The organism is Endozoicomonas sp. ALB115, from assembly GCF_049310245.1.
Taxonomy (GTDB): Bacteria; Pseudomonadota; Gammaproteobacteria; order Pseudomonadales; family Endozoicomonadaceae; genus Endozoicomonas.
Genome location: NZ_JBLYZG010000073.1, coordinates 1 through 21416 on the forward strand (window position 1 = coordinate 1; position 21416 = coordinate 21416).

Annotated in this window: 14 protein-coding genes and 1 tRNA gene; 4 read left to right on the top strand and 11 right to left on the bottom strand. The window is 51.2% G+C overall.

From position 1 onward, the window contains the following. Together ACO6VE_RS21270 and ACO6VE_RS21275 are read left to right on the top strand one after the other, a co-directional pair. On the top strand, positions 1 to 439 hold a 439-nt coding region (locus ACO6VE_RS21270), incomplete at its 5' end, for a hypothetical protein (protein WP_422463317.1). A gap of 136 nt (positions 440 to 575) precedes the next feature. Beyond that, positions 576 to 965 (top strand): transposase, encoded by a 390-nt coding sequence (locus ACO6VE_RS21275; RefSeq protein WP_422443707.1) that lies wholly within the window; start codon positions 576 to 578, stop codon positions 963 to 965. Positions 966 to 1331: 366 nt separating this feature from the next. On the opposite strand, the gene ACO6VE_RS21280 is transcribed toward ACO6VE_RS21275, so the two are convergent. From ACO6VE_RS21280 to ACO6VE_RS21295, 4 genes are all read right to left on the bottom strand, one after another. Continuing rightward, entirely contained in the window at positions 1332 to 2483 is a 1152-nt protein-coding gene (locus ACO6VE_RS21280; RefSeq protein WP_422443709.1) for a murein transglycosylase A, read from the bottom strand. A 255-nt stretch (positions 2484 to 2738) separates the two neighbouring features. Next, on the bottom strand, positions 2739 to 3059 hold the full coding sequence (locus ACO6VE_RS21285; RefSeq protein WP_422443711.1) for a 2Fe-2S iron-sulfur cluster-binding protein: 321 nt from the start codon (positions 3057 to 3059) through the stop codon (positions 2739 to 2741). Positions 3060 to 3152: 93 nt separating this feature from the next. Next, positions 3153 to 3776, bottom strand: coding sequence for a 1-acyl-sn-glycerol-3-phosphate acyltransferase (locus ACO6VE_RS21290; protein WP_422443713.1), 624 nt, complete (start codon positions 3774 to 3776; stop codon positions 3153 to 3155). A gap of 289 nt (positions 3777 to 4065) precedes the next feature. Further along, the gene (locus ACO6VE_RS21295; protein WP_422443715.1) at positions 4066 to 4671 is read right to left on the bottom strand and encodes an HD domain-containing protein; all 606 of its coding nucleotides are present in this window, start codon (positions 4669 to 4671) and stop codon (positions 4066 to 4068) included. Positions 4672 to 4843: 172 nt separating this feature from the next. Between ACO6VE_RS21295 and ACO6VE_RS21300 the strand changes: the two genes are divergently transcribed. After that, the gene (locus ACO6VE_RS21300) at positions 4844 to 5536 is read left to right on the top strand and encodes a hypothetical protein (RefSeq protein WP_422443717.1); all 693 of its coding nucleotides are present in this window, start codon (positions 4844 to 4846) and stop codon (positions 5534 to 5536) included. A gap of 297 nt (positions 5537 to 5833) precedes the next feature. On the opposite strand, the gene ACO6VE_RS21305 is transcribed toward ACO6VE_RS21300, so the two are convergent. The 5 genes from ACO6VE_RS21305 to ACO6VE_RS21325 form a co-directional block, all read right to left on the bottom strand. Continuing rightward, entirely contained in the window at positions 5834 to 6865 is a 1032-nt protein-coding gene (locus ACO6VE_RS21305; protein ID WP_422443719.1) for a DUF2333 family protein, read from the bottom strand. 154 nt (positions 6866 to 7019) lie between these two features. Continuing rightward, positions 7020 to 10748 carry a hypothetical protein gene (locus ACO6VE_RS21310; RefSeq protein WP_422463319.1) on the bottom strand — a complete coding sequence of 1243 codons (3729 nt, stop codon included), beginning with the start codon at positions 10746 to 10748 and terminating at the stop codon, positions 7020 to 7022. Between the two features lie 244 nt (positions 10749 to 10992). Beyond that, the gene (locus tag ACO6VE_RS21315; RefSeq protein WP_422463321.1) at positions 10993 to 14958 is read right to left on the bottom strand and encodes a hypothetical protein; all 3966 of its coding nucleotides are present in this window, start codon (positions 14956 to 14958) and stop codon (positions 10993 to 10995) included. Between the two features lie 70 nt (positions 14959 to 15028). Then, complete coding sequence (locus ACO6VE_RS21320) at positions 15029 to 16975, bottom strand: bifunctional diguanylate cyclase/phosphodiesterase (protein WP_422463323.1); 1947 nt, start codon at positions 16973 to 16975, stop codon at positions 15029 to 15031. Between the two features lie 48 nt (positions 16976 to 17023). After that, positions 17024 to 17695 (bottom strand): transglutaminase-like cysteine peptidase, encoded by a 672-nt coding sequence (locus ACO6VE_RS21325; RefSeq protein ID WP_422443727.1) that lies wholly within the window; start codon positions 17693 to 17695, stop codon positions 17024 to 17026. A gap of 135 nt (positions 17696 to 17830) precedes the next feature. Here ACO6VE_RS21325 and ACO6VE_RS21330 point away from each other — a divergent pair. Next, positions 17831 to 17907, top strand: a tRNA-Ile gene (locus ACO6VE_RS21330). A gap of 1782 nt (positions 17908 to 19689) precedes the next feature. Here ACO6VE_RS21330 and ACO6VE_RS21335 read toward each other — a convergent pair. Together ACO6VE_RS21335 and ACO6VE_RS21340 are read right to left on the bottom strand one after the other, a co-directional pair. Continuing rightward, positions 19690 to 20016 (bottom strand): type II toxin-antitoxin system PemK/MazF family toxin, encoded by a 327-nt coding sequence (locus ACO6VE_RS21335; RefSeq protein WP_422463325.1) that lies wholly within the window; start codon positions 20014 to 20016, stop codon positions 19690 to 19692. A 244-nt stretch (positions 20017 to 20260) separates the two neighbouring features. Continuing rightward, positions 20261 to 21340, bottom strand: coding sequence for a hypothetical protein (locus tag ACO6VE_RS21340; protein WP_422463327.1), 1080 nt, complete (start codon positions 21338 to 21340; stop codon positions 20261 to 20263). Between the last annotated feature and the right edge of the window lie 76 nt (positions 21341 to 21416).

Sequence of the window (21416 nt, forward strand, 5' to 3'; positions counted from 1 at the left end):
GATTGAGGCAGCAAAAACGCCAGTAGTAACATCAATCCCTCAGCAAGGACTTCCAGCAGGGGCAGGCATACCAACTCAAGGGAACCAGGTTTCCAACAGTCGCATTCAAGGGCCGCTATCTGACTTTGACGCGGCAATGGAAGCTCTGGATCGTTTTCGCGAATTGGGAAATGCAGAACTTGAACTGCTGGAACCCCACCGAAGCCGAATGACTTATGTTGAATTAAGCACTGCTATCTGCAAAATGAGCTACGCAGTGGATTCAGGAACACGGAAAGAATGGAATGAAGCCAGCGATAAAAGGAGAAGAGACCCACTTGGGCTTGATGAAATAGTGGAATGGGATTTGGATTCATGGGCGACATTGGATTCATTGGCGACAGAGTCAGAACTGGTCAACAACGATGACTGGATGGAAGAGTTCCTACAAGGGCTGTGATATGCATTCACACGTTGCAGGTGAAAAACACCTTCTATCCCGGATATTTCATAAATAAGAGCAGGTTCCACCCAATCACTTGATATGATTGGGTCGACCAAAAGAAAGCTTCGGAAGAAGCAAGCCGGAACCTGCTATGGCGAAACATACACAAGAAACCCTTCGTTTTCACCCTGTTAATGGTAAAACTGTCAGAGCTGATTTTAACGGAGGAGAGTTGCCCTCCGATTTTGGCGCGCTGTTACTGCGTGAAATGGCCATTCGCAGTGAGCTAATTCCCCGGCTCGTCAAGGCAATCCAGGACAAACGACATCAATTCTGTATTGACCATTCCATGCAGGATCTTCTGACGCAAAGAGTGCTGCAAATGGCCTGCGGTTATCAGGATGCCAATGACAGCAACCATTTGCGTAAGGACCCCATGTTCAAGCTGGCTGTCGGTCGCAGTCCTCTGAATGCCGAGACCCATCTGGCATCAGCCCCCACATTTACACGACTCGGGAAGGGCTTGTCCCGCAGGGGTTAAGGTGGTGGAGTATAAAGACCGTGTTAAGTTACATCTGCCCAGCAGCAACCCAATGAAAGTGTTGCTGCAACGAGTGACAGAGGCTTTTGCTGCTTTGCCTGTCCTCAAACCGGGATAAGAGACACAACTTTTAAGTTGGCAGGCGTTTTATTGAATCAGCTGAAAGAGGTTGAGGGTTCAGTGCCCATGGTGTCAGGCAAATCGGTATGTTTTTTGACAAAAAGCCATGGCGGGACACAATATCACCGCAGAGAAATACGCTGCTACGATCTGACAGGCTATGTTTGTTCAAAAAAAATTAATCATTCGAGCTGTAGCAGCGTTTATGAAATATGCGGGCCAGGCAGATTTATCACGAAAAGCAGGTTATCGGGGAATCAACACATAAAGCTTACCGGGTTCCTGCTGTGGCCCGGCAATCAAGGCTGCATCGTTGCCAGCGCCCATATAGATATCTCCCCGGACGGGACCCTTTATGGCACTGCCGGTATCCTGGGCAACCATCAGCTGCTGGAATTTCTCTCCGGTGGCGGTGAGGCGGGTATCGAGCCATACCGGCAGGCCGAGGGGGATATAAGATGGATCCACAGCCAGTGTTCTTTTCGGGGCAGCAGGCACACCCTGAGCGGTGATGGCACCTTCCTCAGAAAAACTGAAAAAGATGTAGCGAGGGTTCTGGTTGAGCAGCCATTCCCGTTGGTCCGGATGGTTTTCCAGCCATGACTGGATGGTTTGCATGGATACTTCTTCAAGTTCCCCCTTCTGTTTCAGTATCCTCCCAATGGCCACGTAGTTGTGGCCATTATTACCGGCGTAGCCAACATGAATAATGTTACCGTCAGGCAGTTCTACATTCCCTGATCCTTGAATCTGCAGGAAGAACTTATCAACAGGGCTGCTCAGCCACAGGAGCACATCGCTGGCTTTCGCTGTCTGTTGATTGATTTCTGCCCGACTGCCATAGGGTTTCAGGAAGCCTTTCTCAACCCGCCCAACCAGTCCCGGGCCACTGAGTCCAAAGTCAGCCTGGCGAACCTTGACCAGATCGTGGGGCAGTTTCAGTAACGGGATTGGGTAATCTTCCGATGGTTTCAGACTGCCGGGAATAACCGGGGAGTAATAAGCGGTAAACAGGCCTTGTTTCTGGGGAGAGAGCTGGACAGGCGTAAAGTTTTGCTCAAAAAAGGTTTTCAGTTGACGGTCGGGGGTTTGCATCAGCTCCTTACACAGCAATTGCCATTGCTGGTAGTTACCCCAGGGGCTGTTGTCGGTCAGCACCGAACGGTTCAGATGCTGGCAACTGTTCAGCAACGCCGGTCTTACGGCAATGGCCTGTTGCTGGCTCCAGCCCTCCAGCTCACTGAATGTTACCGGCTGTCGTTCCGACGCTTTGGTCAACAGCCCGCAACCACTGAATAACAGAGAGCACAGAAGGGGAATAAACCTGAAAACGTTGCCGGTGACTGACTTGGAAAAACCGGAGGTAGCGTGTTTGAAGTGCTGGAATGCAAAGGTCACGTTGAGTGCTTCTGGTTGAGAACGGTGAATTAGAGGAAGGTGCTGAATCAGCTTGCCTATTAAACCATATTTTTTGGCCTGTTGTGCAGGCAACTGCTTGCACAGTTGCCCGGATAGCCGGGGCGTTCTCAATTTCCCATGTGACCAGAACGCCCCCTGATCACTCTTTATACTACGTCGAGTTGTTAAGAAACAACAGGCTCTGGCATACCACTCATCAATTTGCCCACTTCCTGATCAATGTAATAGAGGAATTTAATATTGAGACTCAGGCAAATGAACCACCATGCCGTCCATTTCATCAGTGACGACAACCTGGCAGCTCAGCCTGCTGGTTGCTCTCGGCTCACGGACAACATCCAGCATTTCCTGCTCCATGCCTTCAGCCGGACCGACCATCTCAATCCACCCTTCATCAATATAACAGTGGCAGGTGGCACAGGAGCAGGCACCACCACACTCTGCGAGGATGCCATCGATCATGTTATCAACGGCACCCTGCATCAAAGTACTACCTGAGTCGATGTCGGCTTCATACTGGTTGCCGTCGTGAGTAACAAACTGAATCAGAGGCATGGGAGTCCTTTATTGTCTTTTTATTGCTGTTTCACTCTATCGGACTCACCACGGAAAGAAAAGTGACCGCCTGCCAGACAAACCGCCCGGACATTATTTGTTGTATATACCGGGCGTTTCAAAGGGTCCATCACAGCCAAGCTCAGGATGCTTGCCCGGATGAGAGAGAAAGAACTCATGCATTCTGGCAAAGTCCGAGGGAATATCTCCGGACATGGACATAGGCGCACCCATAATGACCTTGCGCTGCTGAAAATCGAAGGCAATGGGTACAACCGGAACGTTGGCACCATTCGCTATATGATAAAAACCGGTTTTCCACTTTTGCACCTTTGACCGGGTGCCCTCAGGTGCGATAGCCAGCACGAAGTGGTCACTGCTGTTGATCTCTGCGATGGCCTGATCAACCCGGTTGATGGATTTATCACGCTCAATGGGAATACCGCCAAGCCGATGCATCAACACACTCAGGGGCCAGAAAAACAGCGAGTGCTTGGCAAAAAACCGGACACGTATACGGGTTACCAGCTTAACCGCAACGCCGATAACAAAATCCCAGTTTGATGTGTGATGAGCGACGATGATCACGTATTTATTGAGGTGTTCCGGCAGGTTTCCCTCAATTTTCCATCCGCCAAGTAACCACAGGACAAAGTGCCCCAGGCCTGTCTTGAACCGGTTTTTGGGAAGGTAGTTGCTGGTGAAGGACGATTGCATAGTTAACTTGCTAAAGCAGGAAAGCGCGGCAGTATGTCACTTTTGTTGCACTTCGTCAGTCGGTAAATACCTTGTTAAACTTGTACATGGTTTCAATGAGTTTGACGTGTACAATCTCCGTTCACCCTGAGCGTCCTTCGGCTCCGCTCAGGATGCACGGACGAAGGGTGCTTGGCACGATATCAGAGTCCGGAGTTTCCGCCCTTCGACAGGCTCAGGACGAACGGAGTGCGGAGGCACGACAACCCATCAAACTCATTGAAATGGTGTACCAGGGCGCTTCCCCAGATCAACAATCCTGAAGCCAGCCATTACGGACAGACTGATCAATCTGTTCAAGAACATAACACCACAGTTTGGGGGCCAGGTGCTCCAGATACTGATTCCGTTTCAACACCTGACTGCGGGTAACCTGATACTTTGCCCAGGTACCACCCTCACTGTCCATATTCTGGATTACGGGTAACAGGCAGTCCATGGCTTTGGCGAAGCGGGCATCCGGGCTGTGTACCTGCTCAAATTCAAGCCAGAGCGCCCTGAACTCATCGGCCTGCTCCTGTGGCAATAGCCCGAACAGGCGCTCTGCCGCTGCCATTTCTTTAGTTGCCTGACCGGCCAGCTCGGTAGCCGCAGCAAACGCAAATGTATCTCCGGCATCAATTTCCACAATATCGTGGAGCAGCAGCATCTTGATCACCCGGCCAATATCAACCGGCTCTTCAGCGTACTCTTGCAGGGTCATCGCCTGCACCGCTATATGCCAGCTATGTTCGGCACTGTTCTCCTGTCGGCTGTTATCAGGCTTTACCATGGTTTTTCGATAAACCGCCTTGAGTTTATCCAGCTCCTTGATAAAAGCCAGTTGCTGTCCAAGCCTTGAGGAAATAACAGACATAAATTTTGAACCATATTACTAATATTGCGTCTAAGAACATAAAGCCTAACAGAACACTAAGCCAGCAACTAACCATCGATTTTAAAATCAATCAGTTATAAAAGAAGCTGGTCATTGAGCAGAACCGGCAGAACACTCAAAACATAGTCGAATTAACCACCTGGTATGCCCGATGACCCCATCTATAAACAGCACTCTCTTTGCTCACAGCCACTCTCCTGAGCATGTCTATCACAACGAAGAATCATCTGAAGAGTGCTCGAATACCACCACTGAAGCTTGCTCTCAAAGTAACGCACCTTCAGGAAAAAGTGATGGGCTTGCCGCTAGAACCTGTGAGGTTATCGAAAAAACAGAAACGTTTATGTCCAGGGTAAAACGTCATGGTAAATGGTTGCTGTCAAAAGTTCCCGGGGCACTGTGCACCCCACTGAGAGTCTGTACTACTTTGTTGCATGCGGGCATTTTTGCCGGTTATTACGTCACAGTAATGACCATTACCGGCATTGGAGCGCTTACCGGGGCGATGACGGGAGTAGCTGCAGCAATAAAAGCAAGTATCAGACCCTGCCCGGCAGAAAAATCATTTAAAGAATACACCGTCAGTCATGCACAAAAAGTCTTTACATGGCTGGCTCTGCCCTATGAGACCTTGCCAAAAACGCTTAAGGGCTCAATATTTCCGGCGATAGCCAGTGTCGCACTTTTTATTGTTGAAACGGTGACTATTCCGGGAAAACAGCTCTCCATTCATGTGTATGAAAACATTTGCCACGCCACTTACCAGGCGACCAAACCCTATAAGCCTGTCACTGATATGACCGTAAAGCTGTTTGATACCACTAAGCGATGGATTCAGAATTGAAGCAAAAGCAGGGGGAATTGAATTCCCCCATCATAAGGGCCTGTTGACGTTTCGTTGCGTGCTCAGCGTATCAGGGCGCTCCTATGACGAGGCGCGGCATTGCAGGAAGGCTGGTTGCCTTTCAAAATGCCGCAACGAAGTCATAGGGGCGCCCTGATACGCCCGAAGGGTGGCTCAGAAAGGCGCCATCTGCTTTGTCAGACTTGCTTGGCGTAGAATAACTACGCGCTGCACAAGTCTTTCGCGCATATGACGCCTTTCTGAGCCACTGAGCACGCAACGAAACGTCAACAGGCCCTAACCCTGTTCCAGCAAACGCCGCAGATCAATAATCGCCGCATTCGCACGGGAGACATAATTAGCCATCACCAGAGAGTGGTTTGCCAGCAAGCCAAAACCGGAACCATTCAGTATCATCGGGCTCCAAACCGCATCCTGGGTCGCCTCCAGCTCGCGGATAATTTGTCGGACACTGACCGTGGCATTTTTCTTGTCCAGAACGTCAGCAAAGTCCACTTCTATCGCCCTGAGAAGATGTATCAGAGCCCAGGAAGTGCCCCGGGCCTCATAGAAAACATCATCAATCTGTGACCAGGGTGTTTTTACATCAATCAATACAGCACTGTCGGTGGATTGAGCCGCCTCGCCGGAAAGGTCGGTATTCAAACGCGGTTTACCAACACTGGCACTCAGACGCTGGGAAAGGCTGCCGAGGCGCGTTTCTACGTCCCCCAACCAGCGGGTCAGATTGTCGGCCCGGGCATAAAATTGCGCCGAGTCATTGGGATCAGACAAACGGGTCATATAGCTGTTCAGCTTATCAATGCCCCTCTGGTATTCCCGCTCACTGGAAGGCAGAATCCAGCTTCTGGCATCAAAATTAAACTGCGGCTCGGCCACCGCAAGATCCTGGTCTTCCCTTGACTGCGACTGGGAACGGCTGAAGTCCTTGCGCAGGGCCCGGGCCATATCACGCACCTGAATCAGAACACCCACTTCCCAATTGGGCATATTATCCATCAGTACGCCCGGTGGCATGATGTCATTACGCAGGAAACCACCCGGCTTATTCAGCAGCGTATTCGCCAGGGTATAGAGTGTTGCTGTTGTGGTATAACCAGTGACGACAGCCTGAGCATTATCAGTGGCCAGCTTTTCGGCATTGGCCTTTACTGAGAACAGGTCTGGCTCCTGACTCCAGTACCAGCCAACAAGTGATAGAAACAGAATCAATACGCCAGTGCCAACGGCCAGGGCTTTACCATAGATAAGACCCGACATTTTCTGCATACCCGACTGAAAAGCCGATTTCATCTTTTCCAGCGCCATAATTTCCCCGTTCGTCACCGCTCAGACATTTATCCTGAATATGGCGTTCCAATATGGATGCGCTTCCAAGCGGCCATTATCCTCTAATAATTGTGGTTGTGCGAGTTTCTGTTAGAGCCTGTTGGGGTTTTGTTGCGAGTGCAGTGATAAAAATTCACTGAGTTGAGTTCACCCGATCTTCTCCAGGGCGCATCATGGCAAACAGTGTTTTAACAAACGCCTTTCTCTTGATCTGGTAATCACTCACATAATGAGTTGTTGCCAGCCAGTCGTTCACCCTGTGCTCAAAATCATGAAAACAACTATGGCGGAGCAATTTCATGTGCAGGTTCTCAGTCAGTGCATAAAGGCGTTGTTGCTCTTTTTGCAGCTGATGACTCCAGCTGTCGGGATTGTCTTCAGAGTGCAGAGCGATAAACTGCCTGGCTTTATTCAGGGTAAGCAGGCAGCGAAACAGCAAGCCATAAATGCGTTCCCCGGTATTTTGGGGGTTGTTAAACAGAAGGGTTCGAGGTACGTCAAATACCGGCCCGTTTTGCAATTGCTCAGTCAGCGGGTTCAGGTGCTCAGCGAGGTATTCCAGCGTATCGTTCAGTAACCTGGTTTCCTCAGCAAAGGACAAACACCATACCGGCCTCTCAACACCGGGGACGTGAACGGCTAATTGTGCCGCATTTCCATAAACGACCCTGTCATCAAGACTGACCTGAAGCCCCATCACTTTTATCCCGAAATCCCCGTCCTTAAGATAAATATTGTAGGCGCTTGGCAGCTTAATCTCCTGACATCCCCGGATTGGCGAGATAATGATACTTTTGAGAATTTCAGAGCCCCGGTCGGTGTTCAGCGTCTGCAGCTTATCAAAAAGCAGTCTGGCCGTTTTTTCTGTCGTACAGATAATGTCAATGTCATTAAATACCTGGCAGATGTTCTGTAAAAAACGGGCATAAGAGCCGGTAATCAGAATGGGGGGATGCGTACAGGAAACATTGATTTCCTGAATAATCTCCAGTGCTTTCAACGTTAGCGCATTTAACCGCATAACCGGCATGTGCGGGAATACCGGTCTGCCTGACCATTGCCAGAGAGTTTGCGCCACACTGGCGGTCATTGCCCCGGTGGTGAACTTACTTTCTGCTGCATCCCGGGGCAAACTGCCAGACCGGGAGTTGTATATACCCTGTTGTTTCGATACGGGGTACTGGCAACTGACGACAACAGAAGCCTTTTGTTGACTGGCTGAGGCTTCGTATCCATTAAAGCTGTCACTGTTCCACCATGAGTCCACGGCATTTTCCCGTAACAGTAAACCATCCATTACCAAAGCCTCGGAGCTGCACTCTTCAAACCAGCAGCCTAAAGCATGGCGCAGCTTACTTCCTTCAGGAAAACTCTGAAGGCATTCCAGTACCTGGTATTGATGGATTTCCTGTCCATCAATAGGCTGCCGGGTGATGTAGCAGTGGGCCAGAAAGAAAAAATGCAGGCGTGAGTTCTGAAATGAACTCCTCAGTGCATTGATGGATTCCAGTACCTGTTCTGCCGAAACGCCCTGATGATCAATGGTCAGTTCTTGCTGCATAGCCATAAATTTCAAGAGACATTGCAGTCGGTGTTGCTCATCTTTAACCGGTACGTTGTTTAATATTTGCAAGGCCTCTTGCAGTATACCCTGAGCTTCATTGATATCATCGCACTGCTGAGTTTGCTGCAGCCTTTGCATCAGATACCTGGTTTGCCTTGAGGAATGATCTCCGGGAACTTGATTAAATGCTGCCAATACATCCTTGTTGTCCAGATAGTTGCCATTCAATTTCCTGGCATTCAATGCCAGCTGAGAATAAAAAATAGCGACTTCGAGCAACCCGCCACTGCGTTCATAGTCCTTAACCACCTCTTCCGGTGTGACCTGCTGACCATTCAACAGCAGCCCCCTCAGGCAACATTCCGCTTTAAAGCGAGCCAGCGCCAGAGGTGCTCTGGCTGCCTGAAAATCGTTAACCAGCTCATCCGGTGTGACCTGTCGACCATTCAATATCAGGCCCATCAGGCAACACTCCGCCTTGAAGCGCGCTATCGCCACTTTGCCTTCCGGGCTATTCGGGAAACCCTTGACGACTTCATCCGGTGTGATCTGCTGGCCATTCAACGGCAAACTCCTCAGACAACATTGTTGCTTGAAGCGCACGGCTCCCAGTCTGCCTTCCGGACTATCCGGAAAATCCCTGAACACTTCATCCGGTGTGACCTTCCGACCATTTAACGCCAGCCCCCTCAGGCAACATTGTTCTTTAAAGTGTGCCAGCTCCAGTGGTGCTTTGGCGGCCCGAAAATCCCTGGCCACCACATCCGGGGTGAACTGCTTGCCATTGGACAACAGCCCCTTCAGGCAACATTGCTCCTTAAAGCACGCTATCCCCAGTTTACCTTCCGGACTATCCGGAAAATTCATAAGCACTGCATCCGGTGTGATCTGCTGGCCATACAACGACAGGCCCCTCAGGCAGCATTTCACTTTGAAGCGCACTATCGCCAGTTTGCCTTCCGGATTACCCGGAAAAACCTTAACCACCTCTTCGGGTGTGACCTGCTGGCCATGTAACCGCATCCCCCTGAAGCAACATTCCTGTTTAAAGCGCGCTATCCCCAGCTTGCCTTCTGAACTGTCCGGGAAGCTATTCAACACCGCCTCCGGTGTGACCGGCTGGCCGTGCAACACCAGCCCTTTCAGACAACATTCCTGTTTAAAGCGCGCTATTCCCAGCTTGCCTTCTGAGCTGCCCGGGAAGCTATTCAACACCGCCTCCGGTGTGACCGGCTGGCCGTGCAACACCAGCCCTTTCAGGCAACATTCCTGTTTAAAGCGCGCTATCCCCAACCTGCCTTCCGGAGTATCCGGAAACTCCCTGAACACAGAATCCGGTGTAACCTGTCGACCATGCAGCAATATCCCCTTCAGGCAACATTGTTCTTTAAAGCGCGCCAGCTCAAGGGTTGCTCTGGTGGACTGCAAATCCCTGACCACCTCCTCCGGTGTCACCTGCTGGCCATTCAATGGCATGCTTCTCAGGCAACATTCCACTTTGAAGTGTGCCAGTTCCAGTGTTGCCCCGACTGCCTGATAGCCCTTGACCACCGCGTCCGGTATGACCGGCTGGCCATTCAACGGCACCCCCTTCAGACAACATTCCGCTCTGAAACGTGCCAGTTCCAGTGTTGCCTTGATTGCCTGATAATCCTTAACCAGCAAATCTGCATTGATTGGTCGGCCATTCAATAACAGCCCCCTCAGGCAGCATGCCGCTTTGAAGCGCGCCATCCCCAGTTTGCCTTCCGGAGTATCCGGGTACTCCTTAACCACCTCATCCGGTGTGATCTGCTGGCCCTTCAATGGCAGCCGCCTCAGGCAACATTCCGCTTTGAAGCGTGCTAGCCCCAGTTTGCCTTCCGGAGTATCCGGGTACTCCTTAACCACTCCATCCGGTATGACCTTCCGGCCTTTCAACGGCAAACTTCTCAGGCAACATTCCGCTTTGAAGCGCGCCAGCTCCAGCGTTACTTTGATAGCCTCAAAATCCCTGACCACCACATCCGGTGCCACCCTCTGGCCTTTGAACACCAGACCTCTCAGGCAACATTCTGCTTTGAAACGCGCTATCGCTAATTTGTACTTATTATTCCGATCCGGCAGCCGGTTGAATTCCTGAATAACCTGGTCTGCGCTCACTTTTCTGGTGCCATGCAAGATGTTCTGCAGGCAAAGCTTTTGCAGGAAGAAGCCGCTTCTCAGAGATGTTGTTTCATTCCCATAGGTGCAGAGCACAGCAGCCGAGGTGATTTGACGTCCTTGTAATGGTTTTTTTTGCCAAAAGGCATTCTCCATACATTTGCCTTTATCCAGGGTGGTAGCTTTATCTCTATAAGACGGATGGTTTAAGACTTTTTTGCTATTAAATGAACTGCCTGCGCGGTCACGGATTCCGCTTGAATGGGCTTGTTGGCCCAACCGACCAACAGGCTTTGGGTAGGAGCAGGCTGATGAGGTTGCGTTCAGAATAGAGCCCTGCACACTTTGACTATAAATACCGCCGTTTGACCTCAAAATGATGATCAGGTTCACGCCTTTCTTATTCTGACTGCATCATCGCCAGCAGTGCCGTAATAAAGTCCCTTCTTTTGAACTCATATTCATTAACATGATGGGTGGTTGATAACCAGTTGTTCACTCTGTGCTCAAAATCACTGCGACAAACATGGCCAGACAATTTTGTTTGCAGATTGGCCGTCAGCATATACAACTGTTGTCGTTGTTCTTGCAGCAACTTATTCTGGATCGGTGTTCCGGGTCTGTCTTCAGAGTGCAGATCGATAAACTGCCTGGCTTTATGCAGACTAAGCAAAGAGCGCATCAGCAAACCATAAATATATTCCCCGGGGTTTTCGGGAGTGTTAAAAAGAATGGTTCGGGGCAGGTAAAATACCTCTCCCTTTTGCAATTTTCTGGTCAGTGGATCAAGGTTTGTCGCGAGATATTCCAGCGTGTTGTTCAGTAATCGGGTTTCTTCGGCAAATGACAGACACCACACCAGCCTCTCAACGCCAGGAACCTGAACAGCGCATCGTGAGGCATTGCCATCGGTGACTCTCGCATCAATACTGACCTGAATCCCCATCGCTTTCATACCCAAATCACCGTCTTTCAGATGAATATTGTAGGCCTTTGGCAGTTGAATCTCCGGACATCCCGGAACGTCCCAGATGACGATGTTTTTGGGAATTTCCGAGGCTTTGTCGCTGTTAAGTGCCTGCAGCCGGTCAAACAGTGTCCTGGCAGGTTCTGCCGCCGTACAGATAATGTCAATATCATTGAATGATGAGCAACGGTTCTGTAAAAAACGCGCGTAGGAACCGGTAATCAGAATGGGGGGATTGCGATAAGAACCATTGACTTCCTGAATAATCTCCAGTGTTTGTAGTGTTAGCGCATTGAACTGCGGATGCCTGTTCAGGAGACCCGGTTCAATGGACCATTGCTTCGGCACCTGAGCCGCACTGGTGGCAACTGTCTGAGTGGCAGAGACTGCGGTTCTGTGGGGACTATTACGCCTTGGGGCTGCGGCCCGTTCCTGTTTGAACAGGAATTCATTCATTATATTGGCTTCAGGGCTGAATCGTGCAAACCAGTGGCCTAAAGCATGGCGCAATTTGCTTCTTTCAGGAAAACCCTGAAGGCACTCCAGAACATGCTCCCTGCGAATTGTTTGTCCATCAACCGACTGTCTCTTGATATAGCAATGGGCCAGGAAGAAGAAATGCGTGCGTTTATTCTTAAATGAGTTCCTGAGTGTTTTCATGGATTGCAGCACCTCTTCTGCCGACACTCGCTGCTGATCAATCAACAGCTCATGCTGCATCGCCATGAATTTCAGGATACATTGCAGCCGATGCTGCTCATCTTTTACCGGTGCGCTGTTTAATATTTGCCAGGCCTGTTGAATGATCTCCTGACCCTCGTTGGTTTCATCGAACCACTGATGTTGTTTCAACCTGTGCATCAGGAACTCAGCCTGCCTGCAAGCATGATCTCCGGGTGCTTCATTAAACGCTGCCAATACTTGCGCGTTATCCAGACAGGAGCCATTCAATTCTCTTGCATTCAATGCCAGCCGGGTCTGAAAAATAGCGCTTTCGAGCAACCAGCCACCGCGTTCAAAATCCTTGACTACGGCATCCGGTGTGACCTGCCGACGATTCAACGCCAGACCTCTCAGGCAACACGCCCCTTGAAAGCGCACCAGCGCCAGTTTTCCCTCCCGACTATCCGGGAAATTACTGACCACTTCATCCGGTACGACCTGCTGCCCCTGCAACATCAGACCTCTAAAGCAACACTGTTCCTTAAAGCGCGCCAACCCTATTCTGCCATCTGAGCTACTGGGGAAACTCTTAACCACTTCATCCGGCGTGACCTGCTGACCATTCAGTGGCAGCTCCATCAGGCAACACATTTCCATGAAGCGTGCTATCGCCAGCCTGCCCTCCGGGCTATCCGGGAAGCCCTTAACCACCTCATCCGGTGTAACCTTCCGACCATGCAACACCAGGCCTTTCAGGCAACAGTCTGCTTTGAAGCGCCCCAGCCCCAGTCTGCCTTCCCGACTATCCGGAAAATCCCTGGCCACTTCATCCGGTGTGACCAGCTGGCCATGCAACAGCAGGCCCAGCAGACAACAGTCTGCTTTGAAGCGCCCCAGCTCCAGTGGTGCCTTAGCGCTCTTAAAATCCTTAACCACCTCATCCGTGGTGACCTGCTGACCATTCAATGCCAGACCTCTGAGGCAACATTCCGCTTTAAAGCGTGCCAGCTCCAGTGGTGCTTTAGCGTCCTTATAACCCTTAACCACCTCCTCTGTTGTGACCGGCCGACCATTCACTGCCAGAGCTTTCAGGCAACAATTCTCTTTGAAGCGCGCCAGCTCCAGAGGTGCATTGATGGCCTGAAACCCCTTAACCACTGCCGCCGGTATGACCTGCTGGCCATTCAACGACCACCCTCTCAGGCAACATTCCGCTCTGAAACGCGCCAGCTCCAGTGTCGCTTTGGTTGCCTGATACTCGACCTGCTGATCATTCATCGACAGCCCCTTCAGGCGAGCCTCTGCGTTGCAGCGCGCCTGCTCCGCTTCTGCCTTGGCGACCTGATAATCATTAACCACTTCATCCGGCGTAACCTGCTGGCCATTTAACGCCACCCCTCTCAGACAACATTTTTCCTTAAAGCGTGCCAGCCCCAGTGGTGCGTTGGCTGCCCGATAATCCTTAACCACCGACTCCGGTAAGACCTGCTGACCATGCAACATCAGGCCTCTCAGGCAACATTCCATTTTGAAGTGCGCCAGCGACATCGTTGCTTTGGCTGCCTGAAACTCCCTGACCACCTCATCCGGCGCAACCTGCTGGCCATTCAGCGTCAGGCCTCTCAGGCAACATTCCTTTTTGAAGTAGGAAAGTTTCAGCGTTGCGTTGACTGCCTGAAACCCCTTAACCACGGCCTCCGGTCTGACCCGGCGGCCATTCAGCAGCAGCTCTGTCAGGCAACAGGTCTCTTTGAAGTGCGCCAGCCCCAGTTTGCCTTCATGACTGGCCGGGAAAGCCTTAGCCACCTCATCCGGTGTCACCGGCTGGCCATTCATCATCTTGCCTGTCAGGCAACAATCCGCTTTAAAGCGTGCCAGCGCCAGCTGGCCCTGCGGACTGTCCGGGAAACCCTTAACCACTTCATCCGCTGTGATCTGCTGGCCATTCAATGCCAGGCCCTTTTGGCAACATTGTTCCTTAAAGCGCGCCAATCCCAGTTTGCCCATCAGGTTGTCCGGGAAAGCCCTGATCACCGCCTCCGGTGTCACCGGCTGGCCATTCAGCCGCAGCCCCCTCAGACAACATTCCGCTTGGAAACGCGCCAGCTCCAGCGTGGCATTGATTGCCTGAAAATCCTTAACCACCGTATCCGGTGCAATCTTCTGGCCTCTCAAGGACAGGCCCTTCAGGCAACAGTGTTCCTTAAAGCGCGCCATCCCCAACTTGCCTTGCCGACTCTCCGGGAAATCCTTAATCACCATCTCCGGTGTGACCAGCCGACCATCCAACCTGAGGCCCGTCAGACAACATTCCTCTTTGAAGCGTGCTATCGCTGTTTGGCACTTATCATTTCGCCCTGGCATTCGGCTGAGCTCCCGAACAACATGGTCCGGGGTCACTTTGATATTGCCATGTCGCATGTTTTGTAAGCAAAGTTGCTGCAAGAAGCAGCCGCTTCTAAAAGATGTTTTATCCTTTCCATAAGCGTTAAGCACATCAGCGGTGTTGATTGGACGCCCTTGTAATGGTTTTTTCTGCCAAAAGGCATCCTCAATCCGCCTGCCATCATCCAGCGTGATGGCGGTACCTGTGCGGGAGTGGTGGTTTGAAACCTTTTTGCCGTTGAATTTACTTCTGGAGCTGCCAGGAATTCTGCTTGAACCGGCTTGTTGATCCCCGACAGGCTTTGGGCGGGAGCGGGTTGATGTGGTTGCTTTCAGAATCCCCCCCTGCACACGTTAACTACAAATATCGCCATTTGACCTCAAAATGATGATCAGGTTCCCTCTATGGCCGTTGAACAATTCAGAGTAACTCGGGATGCCCCAGATAATATCCCTGACCACCAGCAACACCCAGCTGTTTTAATGCCTCCCACGCCTCTTCCTGTTCAACGCCCTGGGCGAGAACACTCATATCCCGGGACTCAGCCATCATGGACAGTGTTCTTATATACAGTTGATTCTCATAGCTGGACGTCAACTGTCTTGCAAAACTGCCGTCCACTTTCAGGTAATGGGCATTGATCATCTGCAGGAACGTCAGCGCCTGACTGGACACACCAAAATGATCAATAGAAAACTGACAACCGGTTGCCACCAGTGTATCCACCCGTTCTGCAACCCGCTCCCCCACCAGCATAAGCGAGCGCTCAGCCGTTTCCAGAATCAGACGCCTGGCCAGATCCTGACGCAGTCTGAGGGCATCCAGTAACCAGTGATAAAAATCATCATCCATCAGGGAGTAAGGTGAGATATTCAGGCTGTAGGTTCGATAGTCATCCCGGTCATCCATATAATCCGTCAGGGCAAAAAATACCGCCCGATCAAAGGCTCCATGCAGATCATAGCGCTCAACCACTGGCATAAAGGCATCGGCAGACACCACTTCACCAGCCAGCTTTATCCGTGCCAGTACCTCCGTAAACGCTACTTCACCATCCACTCCCTTAATGGGCTGGCCATACAGCTCGATAAGGCCTTTTGCCATTACCTCTTCCAGCGCTTCGACCCATTGAGTGTCACTCCATCCCATGTACGGATAACCAGACTCACCACTGATATCCATCACATCCCAGCAATTTTTAACCCGGGCCTCCTGTTCCAGCAGCTGCTGATCACCATGCTCCAGCAGCAGCTCCGGAGAACAACGCCCCTGGTGGGTCACTGCGACAATATGCAGGTTATTGCTACCTTCCGGTGACGAGAAAAACTCCATGGCCACCAGAACCTTGAATAACCGTTCCGTCACCTTACGGATTTCATCGACATTGCAGGCGGGCACACACACGCTAAAACCGGATCCATTCCAGCGGCCAGAAAAAGCTTCGGGCCAGGCCAACAGGGTTTTGCCCAGCCAATAGCTGACGGTCACCAGCAGGTCATCAACAAACTTTTGTCCATGAGACCGGTTCAGCGCCTCCAGCCCTCGCACCTGAATCATGACCAGACTGGCACCCGCCTCACCGATGTCTTCACTTAACACGGTCTTCATCCGACGGTTAAAGGCCCGTCGATTGAGTAATCCGGTCAATGGATCCTTGACCGACTTGCGACGCAGTTCTTCTGTCAGAGCCACCTGCTCAGAGAACGCCTTTTCCAGCTTCTCTGCCATCCGGTTCATGGCCTGAACCACTCTGCGTAAATCTCTGGTTTTGGGTAACTCGGGTTGTATCTCAAAATGACGGTCACAGATTCGGTTCGCCTGCTGCTCCATCCTTGTTAAAGGCCGGAGTACCACACCCAGCAGCATATTCAATCCGACCATGGCAACCATCAAACCGATACCGAACAGCAGCGCATCTTTGCTCACCTTGGACCAGAGACTGCGGTAGGCATAACCCGGATGACTGGCTACCAGAAGCTGCCCCATGGGCACCCAGCCACTGTTAATCTCGCTGGTGACTGCCGGAGTTTTCAGGTCAATCAGTTTCACAAACCAGTCCGGTACACCCTCCAGCGTTCCCGGGTGTTCACTGTTGACCAGTACGTTGCCCGACATATCGGTAAAACGAATCTGCCGGTAGTAACCACGATCAAAAACCGCATCAATCATCGAGTCCATCCTGGCAATATTGCCAGCCCCGGCGGAAGCAATGGCAACACCAAGGGAGGTGGCCGTATCCTGGGAATGAGAGTTCAACTGTTCCTGGAGGTAATGACGGGCATCATTGACGGACAGCACGAAGCTGCCAGCAAACAACAGAATCAACAGCAAAGTTAAAGATAGTGCCAGTTCACGAAGTAGCGTCATGGTGGCCTCCCTGTCCGTTTTCAGTTCCGGGGAAAGCAGGATAAGCCATCAGCTGCTCCCGTCATTCAGTCGTCCCTGACTGTTCGACTTCTGCAGCCGTCGGCGCAGCTCAGTCCAGGTCTTTATCTTACTGGACTCACCGAGGCGAACCCCTTCACCACGCTGACGGGACAGCCAGAGTCCGTCACCGTTAAAGTTATAAACGGGAACCAGATCTGTGCGATGACTGGCGGGACGAATCTCACTGACCAGGTTGTCCAGAATCAACGGCTCTTCCCCCGGACCGGCGAAGTAACTGAGCACCATGTGAGCCTGATCAAGCTCAACCGCCTTTACATAGGTAATCCTCAGCTTCTCATCGGCCACGCCAAGCTCACGAAGGGTAAAATACTTGGCAATGGAGAAGTCCTCACAATCACCCGCGCCACTGGCCAGCAGTTCCACCGGGGTTGCCCAGAAATCCTCTTCCCCCCAGTGGTCAATATCATGCACAAAGCGCATACGGTTAAAGAAGTCATTCACTTCAACCAGCTTCCGGGGTTCTGGCAGCTTCCTGCTGTAGATCATCAGATTCTGCCAATGGGTCAGCCGTTCAGCGGCAGCGACACCGTAGAGTTCCCGGGCACTATCCACCAGCGCTTTACCCACCACCAGGTCGCCAGCCAGCACCACGGCAACGAACCAGTGTCCCCATTTAAATGGAAGAAGGTGGGAAAGCATCCAGAATATTTCCAGCCGATTCCTGATCTTATATAGAGTCGGCAGTGATCAGCCGGGCCTGTAAGGAAAAACCGTCAAAAGGCGATAACAGGGTTGGCGGCAGAGTAAATCTATGCGTATAATCCAACCGCTTCAGGGCCTATAGCTCAGTTGGTTAGAGCAGCGGACTCATAATCCGTTGGTCGAAGGTTCAAGTCCTTCTGGGCCCACCAGGTATAGCAACGCTTTCAAGATAAGCACTCACTCACTGACTCACTATAAATTCTTATTTGCGCCCACTTTTGCGCCCTCTTTCTGTCGGACTGGTAGCGAATTAAACGGGCATCTATTCGGCTGTTACCTTTCAATTACTCACTTCAAATTCACGCGTCTTGCTCGCGTGGTCGTCGCGCTGATTTCGCGTGCCTGGCTAATTAATTCATTGCTCAATGACAACATTTGCCAACATTCCTTGTAGCCAGCGAAAGTACAAAAACGCACTTTGAGCCAGAAAAGGTACACTTGTGTGCTTTAAACCTTGGGGATTGGATTGACGGGAAAGATGGAGGGGTTAGCCTTGGCGGTATATCTGGGGCTAATGTTCCCGTTCCCCCTCCGGTTGGGCGTTTGTAGCTGGCCAGCCTGTACCAAGGCACAGTTAAGTGTAGCCTGAGGATTCCTGTTTGTTGGCTGTCTTCTGGCTCAAGGGGGCACATATTCCGAGTACCCGGTGTAATGAATGGCTTGCTGGTGGCCTGCTACACAGAATCGGCGTAACAGCTAACCGGCCCTGCTGGTGGCTCCGGGCTCCAGCATTCGCACGGTGCTTTGAAGGTGGGCCAGAATCCTGACCGATCTATTAGCATGGTCTATGCTGTGTGCGGGTGCGGGCTCTGACAGGCTGCACGATGAATGCACCCTTGCTCCCCTGTTGCTCTGGTGCCAGGGGGCTTTATACATCAGTGCTTGCTTATCCTGCCTGGTGTTGGGTAGGGCTTTACTGCAATCATGCCGTAAAGTGCGTAGAAACTCTGCGTAGTGCGTAGATATGGTGCGTACATTACTGCTACCAGTGTGCGTACCGTAATGCGTACCGCTGTGAAATAGTTAACATAACTTAGCATTTTGAATGCGAACCAGAGTGCGAACTTATAGTGCGAACTACCCTCAGTATTCTTTAGCCTTACCACTTCAGACAATCCTTGATTCCATAGCTTCCGACTGAACTTTTCTAAACCGGCTATATGACTTCAGACTGCTTCTGCTGGTGGCTTGCCGGTGCGCAATAGTGCGAACTGCGTACCATTGGGTAATGGCTTAAACCTGCTGCTGACAGGCTCATACATGCCTTTCTCGATATAGAGTTTTCTGGAGTGGTGCGAATTGAGATACCTACAAAACCAAAGCTATCTATCCGTTATGGATTGATTGCCCTGGCTTCAATCTGCCCGGGTCGGGGTAGATTGGCCTTGCCGGAAGATGTGCGGGTTTCTCGTCGATCTGCTTTGTTAAGGTGGGCCCGTTTTCGGGCTGGCGTCGCGATTCGCTACTCCCCAGGGTCTGGGTTAAGGGTGGGAGAAATGTTCCCACCCCCTGCATTGGCATTGAATAACGGGTTAATCAGTCAGGGCCCCGATGTTTTGACGGGTCAGGATTTTGGCTGGTTACACTGGACTCAAAAAAGAAAAGCCTCCATCTGGTTCGACTGACTCCGCTGCAATTGCGGGCAGTGGTTCACCAGCTTGAAGGCCTTAAATGACAAAGGCCCTACCACGAATGATAGAGCCTTGGATCAGCAGTCTTAGATAGCTTGTCATCGCCATTTCCAAGACTGGCTGCACCGGACGTACCTGAATGCAGTCTCGAAAGCCCGATGCTATGCAGAGCGGGAACATGGGTAAATATAGAGCATAACCCAGCATTTTGCCAGTTAAGAAATACCCAAACCGGCTAACAGACATTTCCGTATTGCTTGCATCTGCTCTCTACCCAGTCTGTCCTGATAATACATTCGCTTACCATCGGCTCCCCTGGTGGGTAGTCTGATTTGATCTAACCGGTGAAAGCCTACGGTGTAGAGCATATCGGCTTTTACCCAGCTTTCTTTCTCTATGAAACTCCTTCATCCGGGGCATGCTGGCCTTGGGTAAAAGGTAATGGTAGGGCTCAACCGGGTTCGGTGTTGATGTGCTTATGCAGGCTACTGTTACCAGTCCACCTCTCTTTCTTATGCTGGAGACTACCAGAACAGGCCTTTTCTTAGTCATTTCAGGCTCTTTAAAGCCCTGTGAAAAGTCGCACATGAGAATACTCCCCACTTTGGGGTGATACTTGATTGCCATAAAACTCCGTATCAGAAATGCCGTGTATGTTTGTCATTGGGTGTATCCTGGCTCAATGCGCCCAGCTTCCGGTCTATTGTACTGCAATCCAGTGATAAGGGTTGCTGGTTACTCTCTGCGGATTAGATGTGATGCAGTGCGATAGCCTGAGATGTCGGAAAGTTTTCCGGTATCTGTGACTGGTGGCAAGCAAAAAAAACCGGGCGTAATGCCCGGCTAATGGCTTAATGACTCTCTGATTTTTTCAGTACTGGCTGATTGGGTTCGGTATTCCTAATCCTTTTGTGCTGATCTGTTGCCCTACAGGTATTTTGTAGGATGCTTCCAGTTCCTCCATGGATGCAGGCCAACGCTGATTCTTCGCAAAGAATGCAGCCATAGCGTCGGCTTGCTCATTGTTGATACCAGTACCATAGCGCCCCTGAGCAATGATGTTGGCTTGGTATCTGTCCCACTTGCCCTCAACGTGTTGACCGATCTCGCCCATAACAGAACCGTAACCTTGCTGATTGGTTTGGGCTGCTTCGCCTGCCTGCTGTCGTATGCGGTTGGCTTCTGCCAGAACATCAGCTTTGGTTTTACCTGTTTGATCTGGTGCTGGTAGCTGTTCACTTGTTGACTGGCTTGCTGCGTTGTCACCACCAGCGGCTTGCCTGGCTAACCGGATAATATCGTCATAGCCTGGCTGAGTTGTGGTGGTTTCTGGTTCTGTTCTGTAGCGGGTGGAAAACCCCAATCCATAGCCGCCAAACTGTGGTGCGGTTTGGGTATTTTTGAAGTTCGGATCATAGACTACACCACTGCTGGCCTCCCTTGGCCCATACTCTGCCATAAACGCATCGTAGGCATTCTGCCCTTCCTTAACTGCGTTGTACTCCTCAAAGCCTTTTGACTCTCCGGTGTTCGGGTCGTACTTTGGGCGAGTGTATCGGTTGTTGTCATCCAGAGTGTACCCCATGGACAGAATACCATTATCACTGGTGGCAAGATCCCTTGCTGCGGCCGCACCTTCAGCAAGTTCCTTGCTCTTAAGAATTGCCTCTCTGCCCTGGGTGACTTCTGTTCTTTCGCGGGTGGTGTAGTTGTTCAGGTTGGATAGCTGCCGTTCAACCTCTGTCATGGGTAAACGGCCTAATACTGAATCCTCGGCACCCAGTATGGAGAGAAACTGAGCCCCCTTATCGTCTGTATCCAGCTTGAGCCCTGTGGCGTTGTTGATACTGGAATAAGGTGTTTTGTTCAGTAGCTCAAGGGCTTGATCTAAATCCGGTTGCCCCTGCTTTCGGTTGGTGGCATCTCCGCTTAAACCCAGTAATTCCCGCAATAACTAAAATCCCTTTGCTACCAAGGGTTGGAAGCTTGCGGGACAATTTCAGCTACGCAGTCTAGAATAGAGGATA

What these genes read in the sequence shown, in the direction of transcription:
- ACO6VE_RS21335 (WP_422463325.1), bottom strand. Translation starts at nt 20,016, where the DNA reads ATGGCAATCAAGTATCACCCCAAAGTGGGGAGTATTCTCATGTGCGAC.
- ACO6VE_RS21305 (WP_422443719.1), bottom strand. Translation starts at nt 6,865, where the DNA reads ATGGCGCTGGAAAAGATGAAATCGGCTTTTCAGTCGGGTATGCAGAAA.
- ACO6VE_RS21290 (WP_422443713.1), bottom strand. Translation starts at nt 3,776, where the DNA reads ATGCAATCGTCCTTCACCAGCAACTACCTTCCCAAAAACCGGTTCAAG.
- ACO6VE_RS21320 (WP_422463323.1), bottom strand. Translation starts at nt 16,975, where the DNA reads ATGACGCTACTTCGTGAACTGGCACTATCTTTAACTTTGCTGTTGATT.
- ACO6VE_RS21285 (WP_422443711.1), bottom strand. Translation starts at nt 3,059, where the DNA reads ATGCCTCTGATTCAGTTTGTTACTCACGACGGCAACCAGTATGAAGCC.
- ACO6VE_RS21300 (WP_422443717.1), top strand. Translation starts at nt 4,844, where the DNA reads ATGACCCCATCTATAAACAGCACTCTCTTTGCTCACAGCCACTCTCCT.
- ACO6VE_RS21275 (WP_422443707.1), top strand. Translation starts at nt 576, where the DNA reads ATGGCGAAACATACACAAGAAACCCTTCGTTTTCACCCTGTTAATGGT.
- ACO6VE_RS21325 (WP_422443727.1), bottom strand. Translation starts at nt 17,695, where the DNA reads ATGCTTTCCCACCTTCTTCCATTTAAATGGGGACACTGGTTCGTTGCC.
- ACO6VE_RS21295 (WP_422443715.1), bottom strand. Translation starts at nt 4,671, where the DNA reads ATGTCTGTTATTTCCTCAAGGCTTGGACAGCAACTGGCTTTTATCAAG.
- ACO6VE_RS21310 (WP_422463319.1), bottom strand. Translation starts at nt 10,748, where the DNA reads ATGGAGAATGCCTTTTGGCAAAAAAAACCATTACAAGGACGTCAAATC.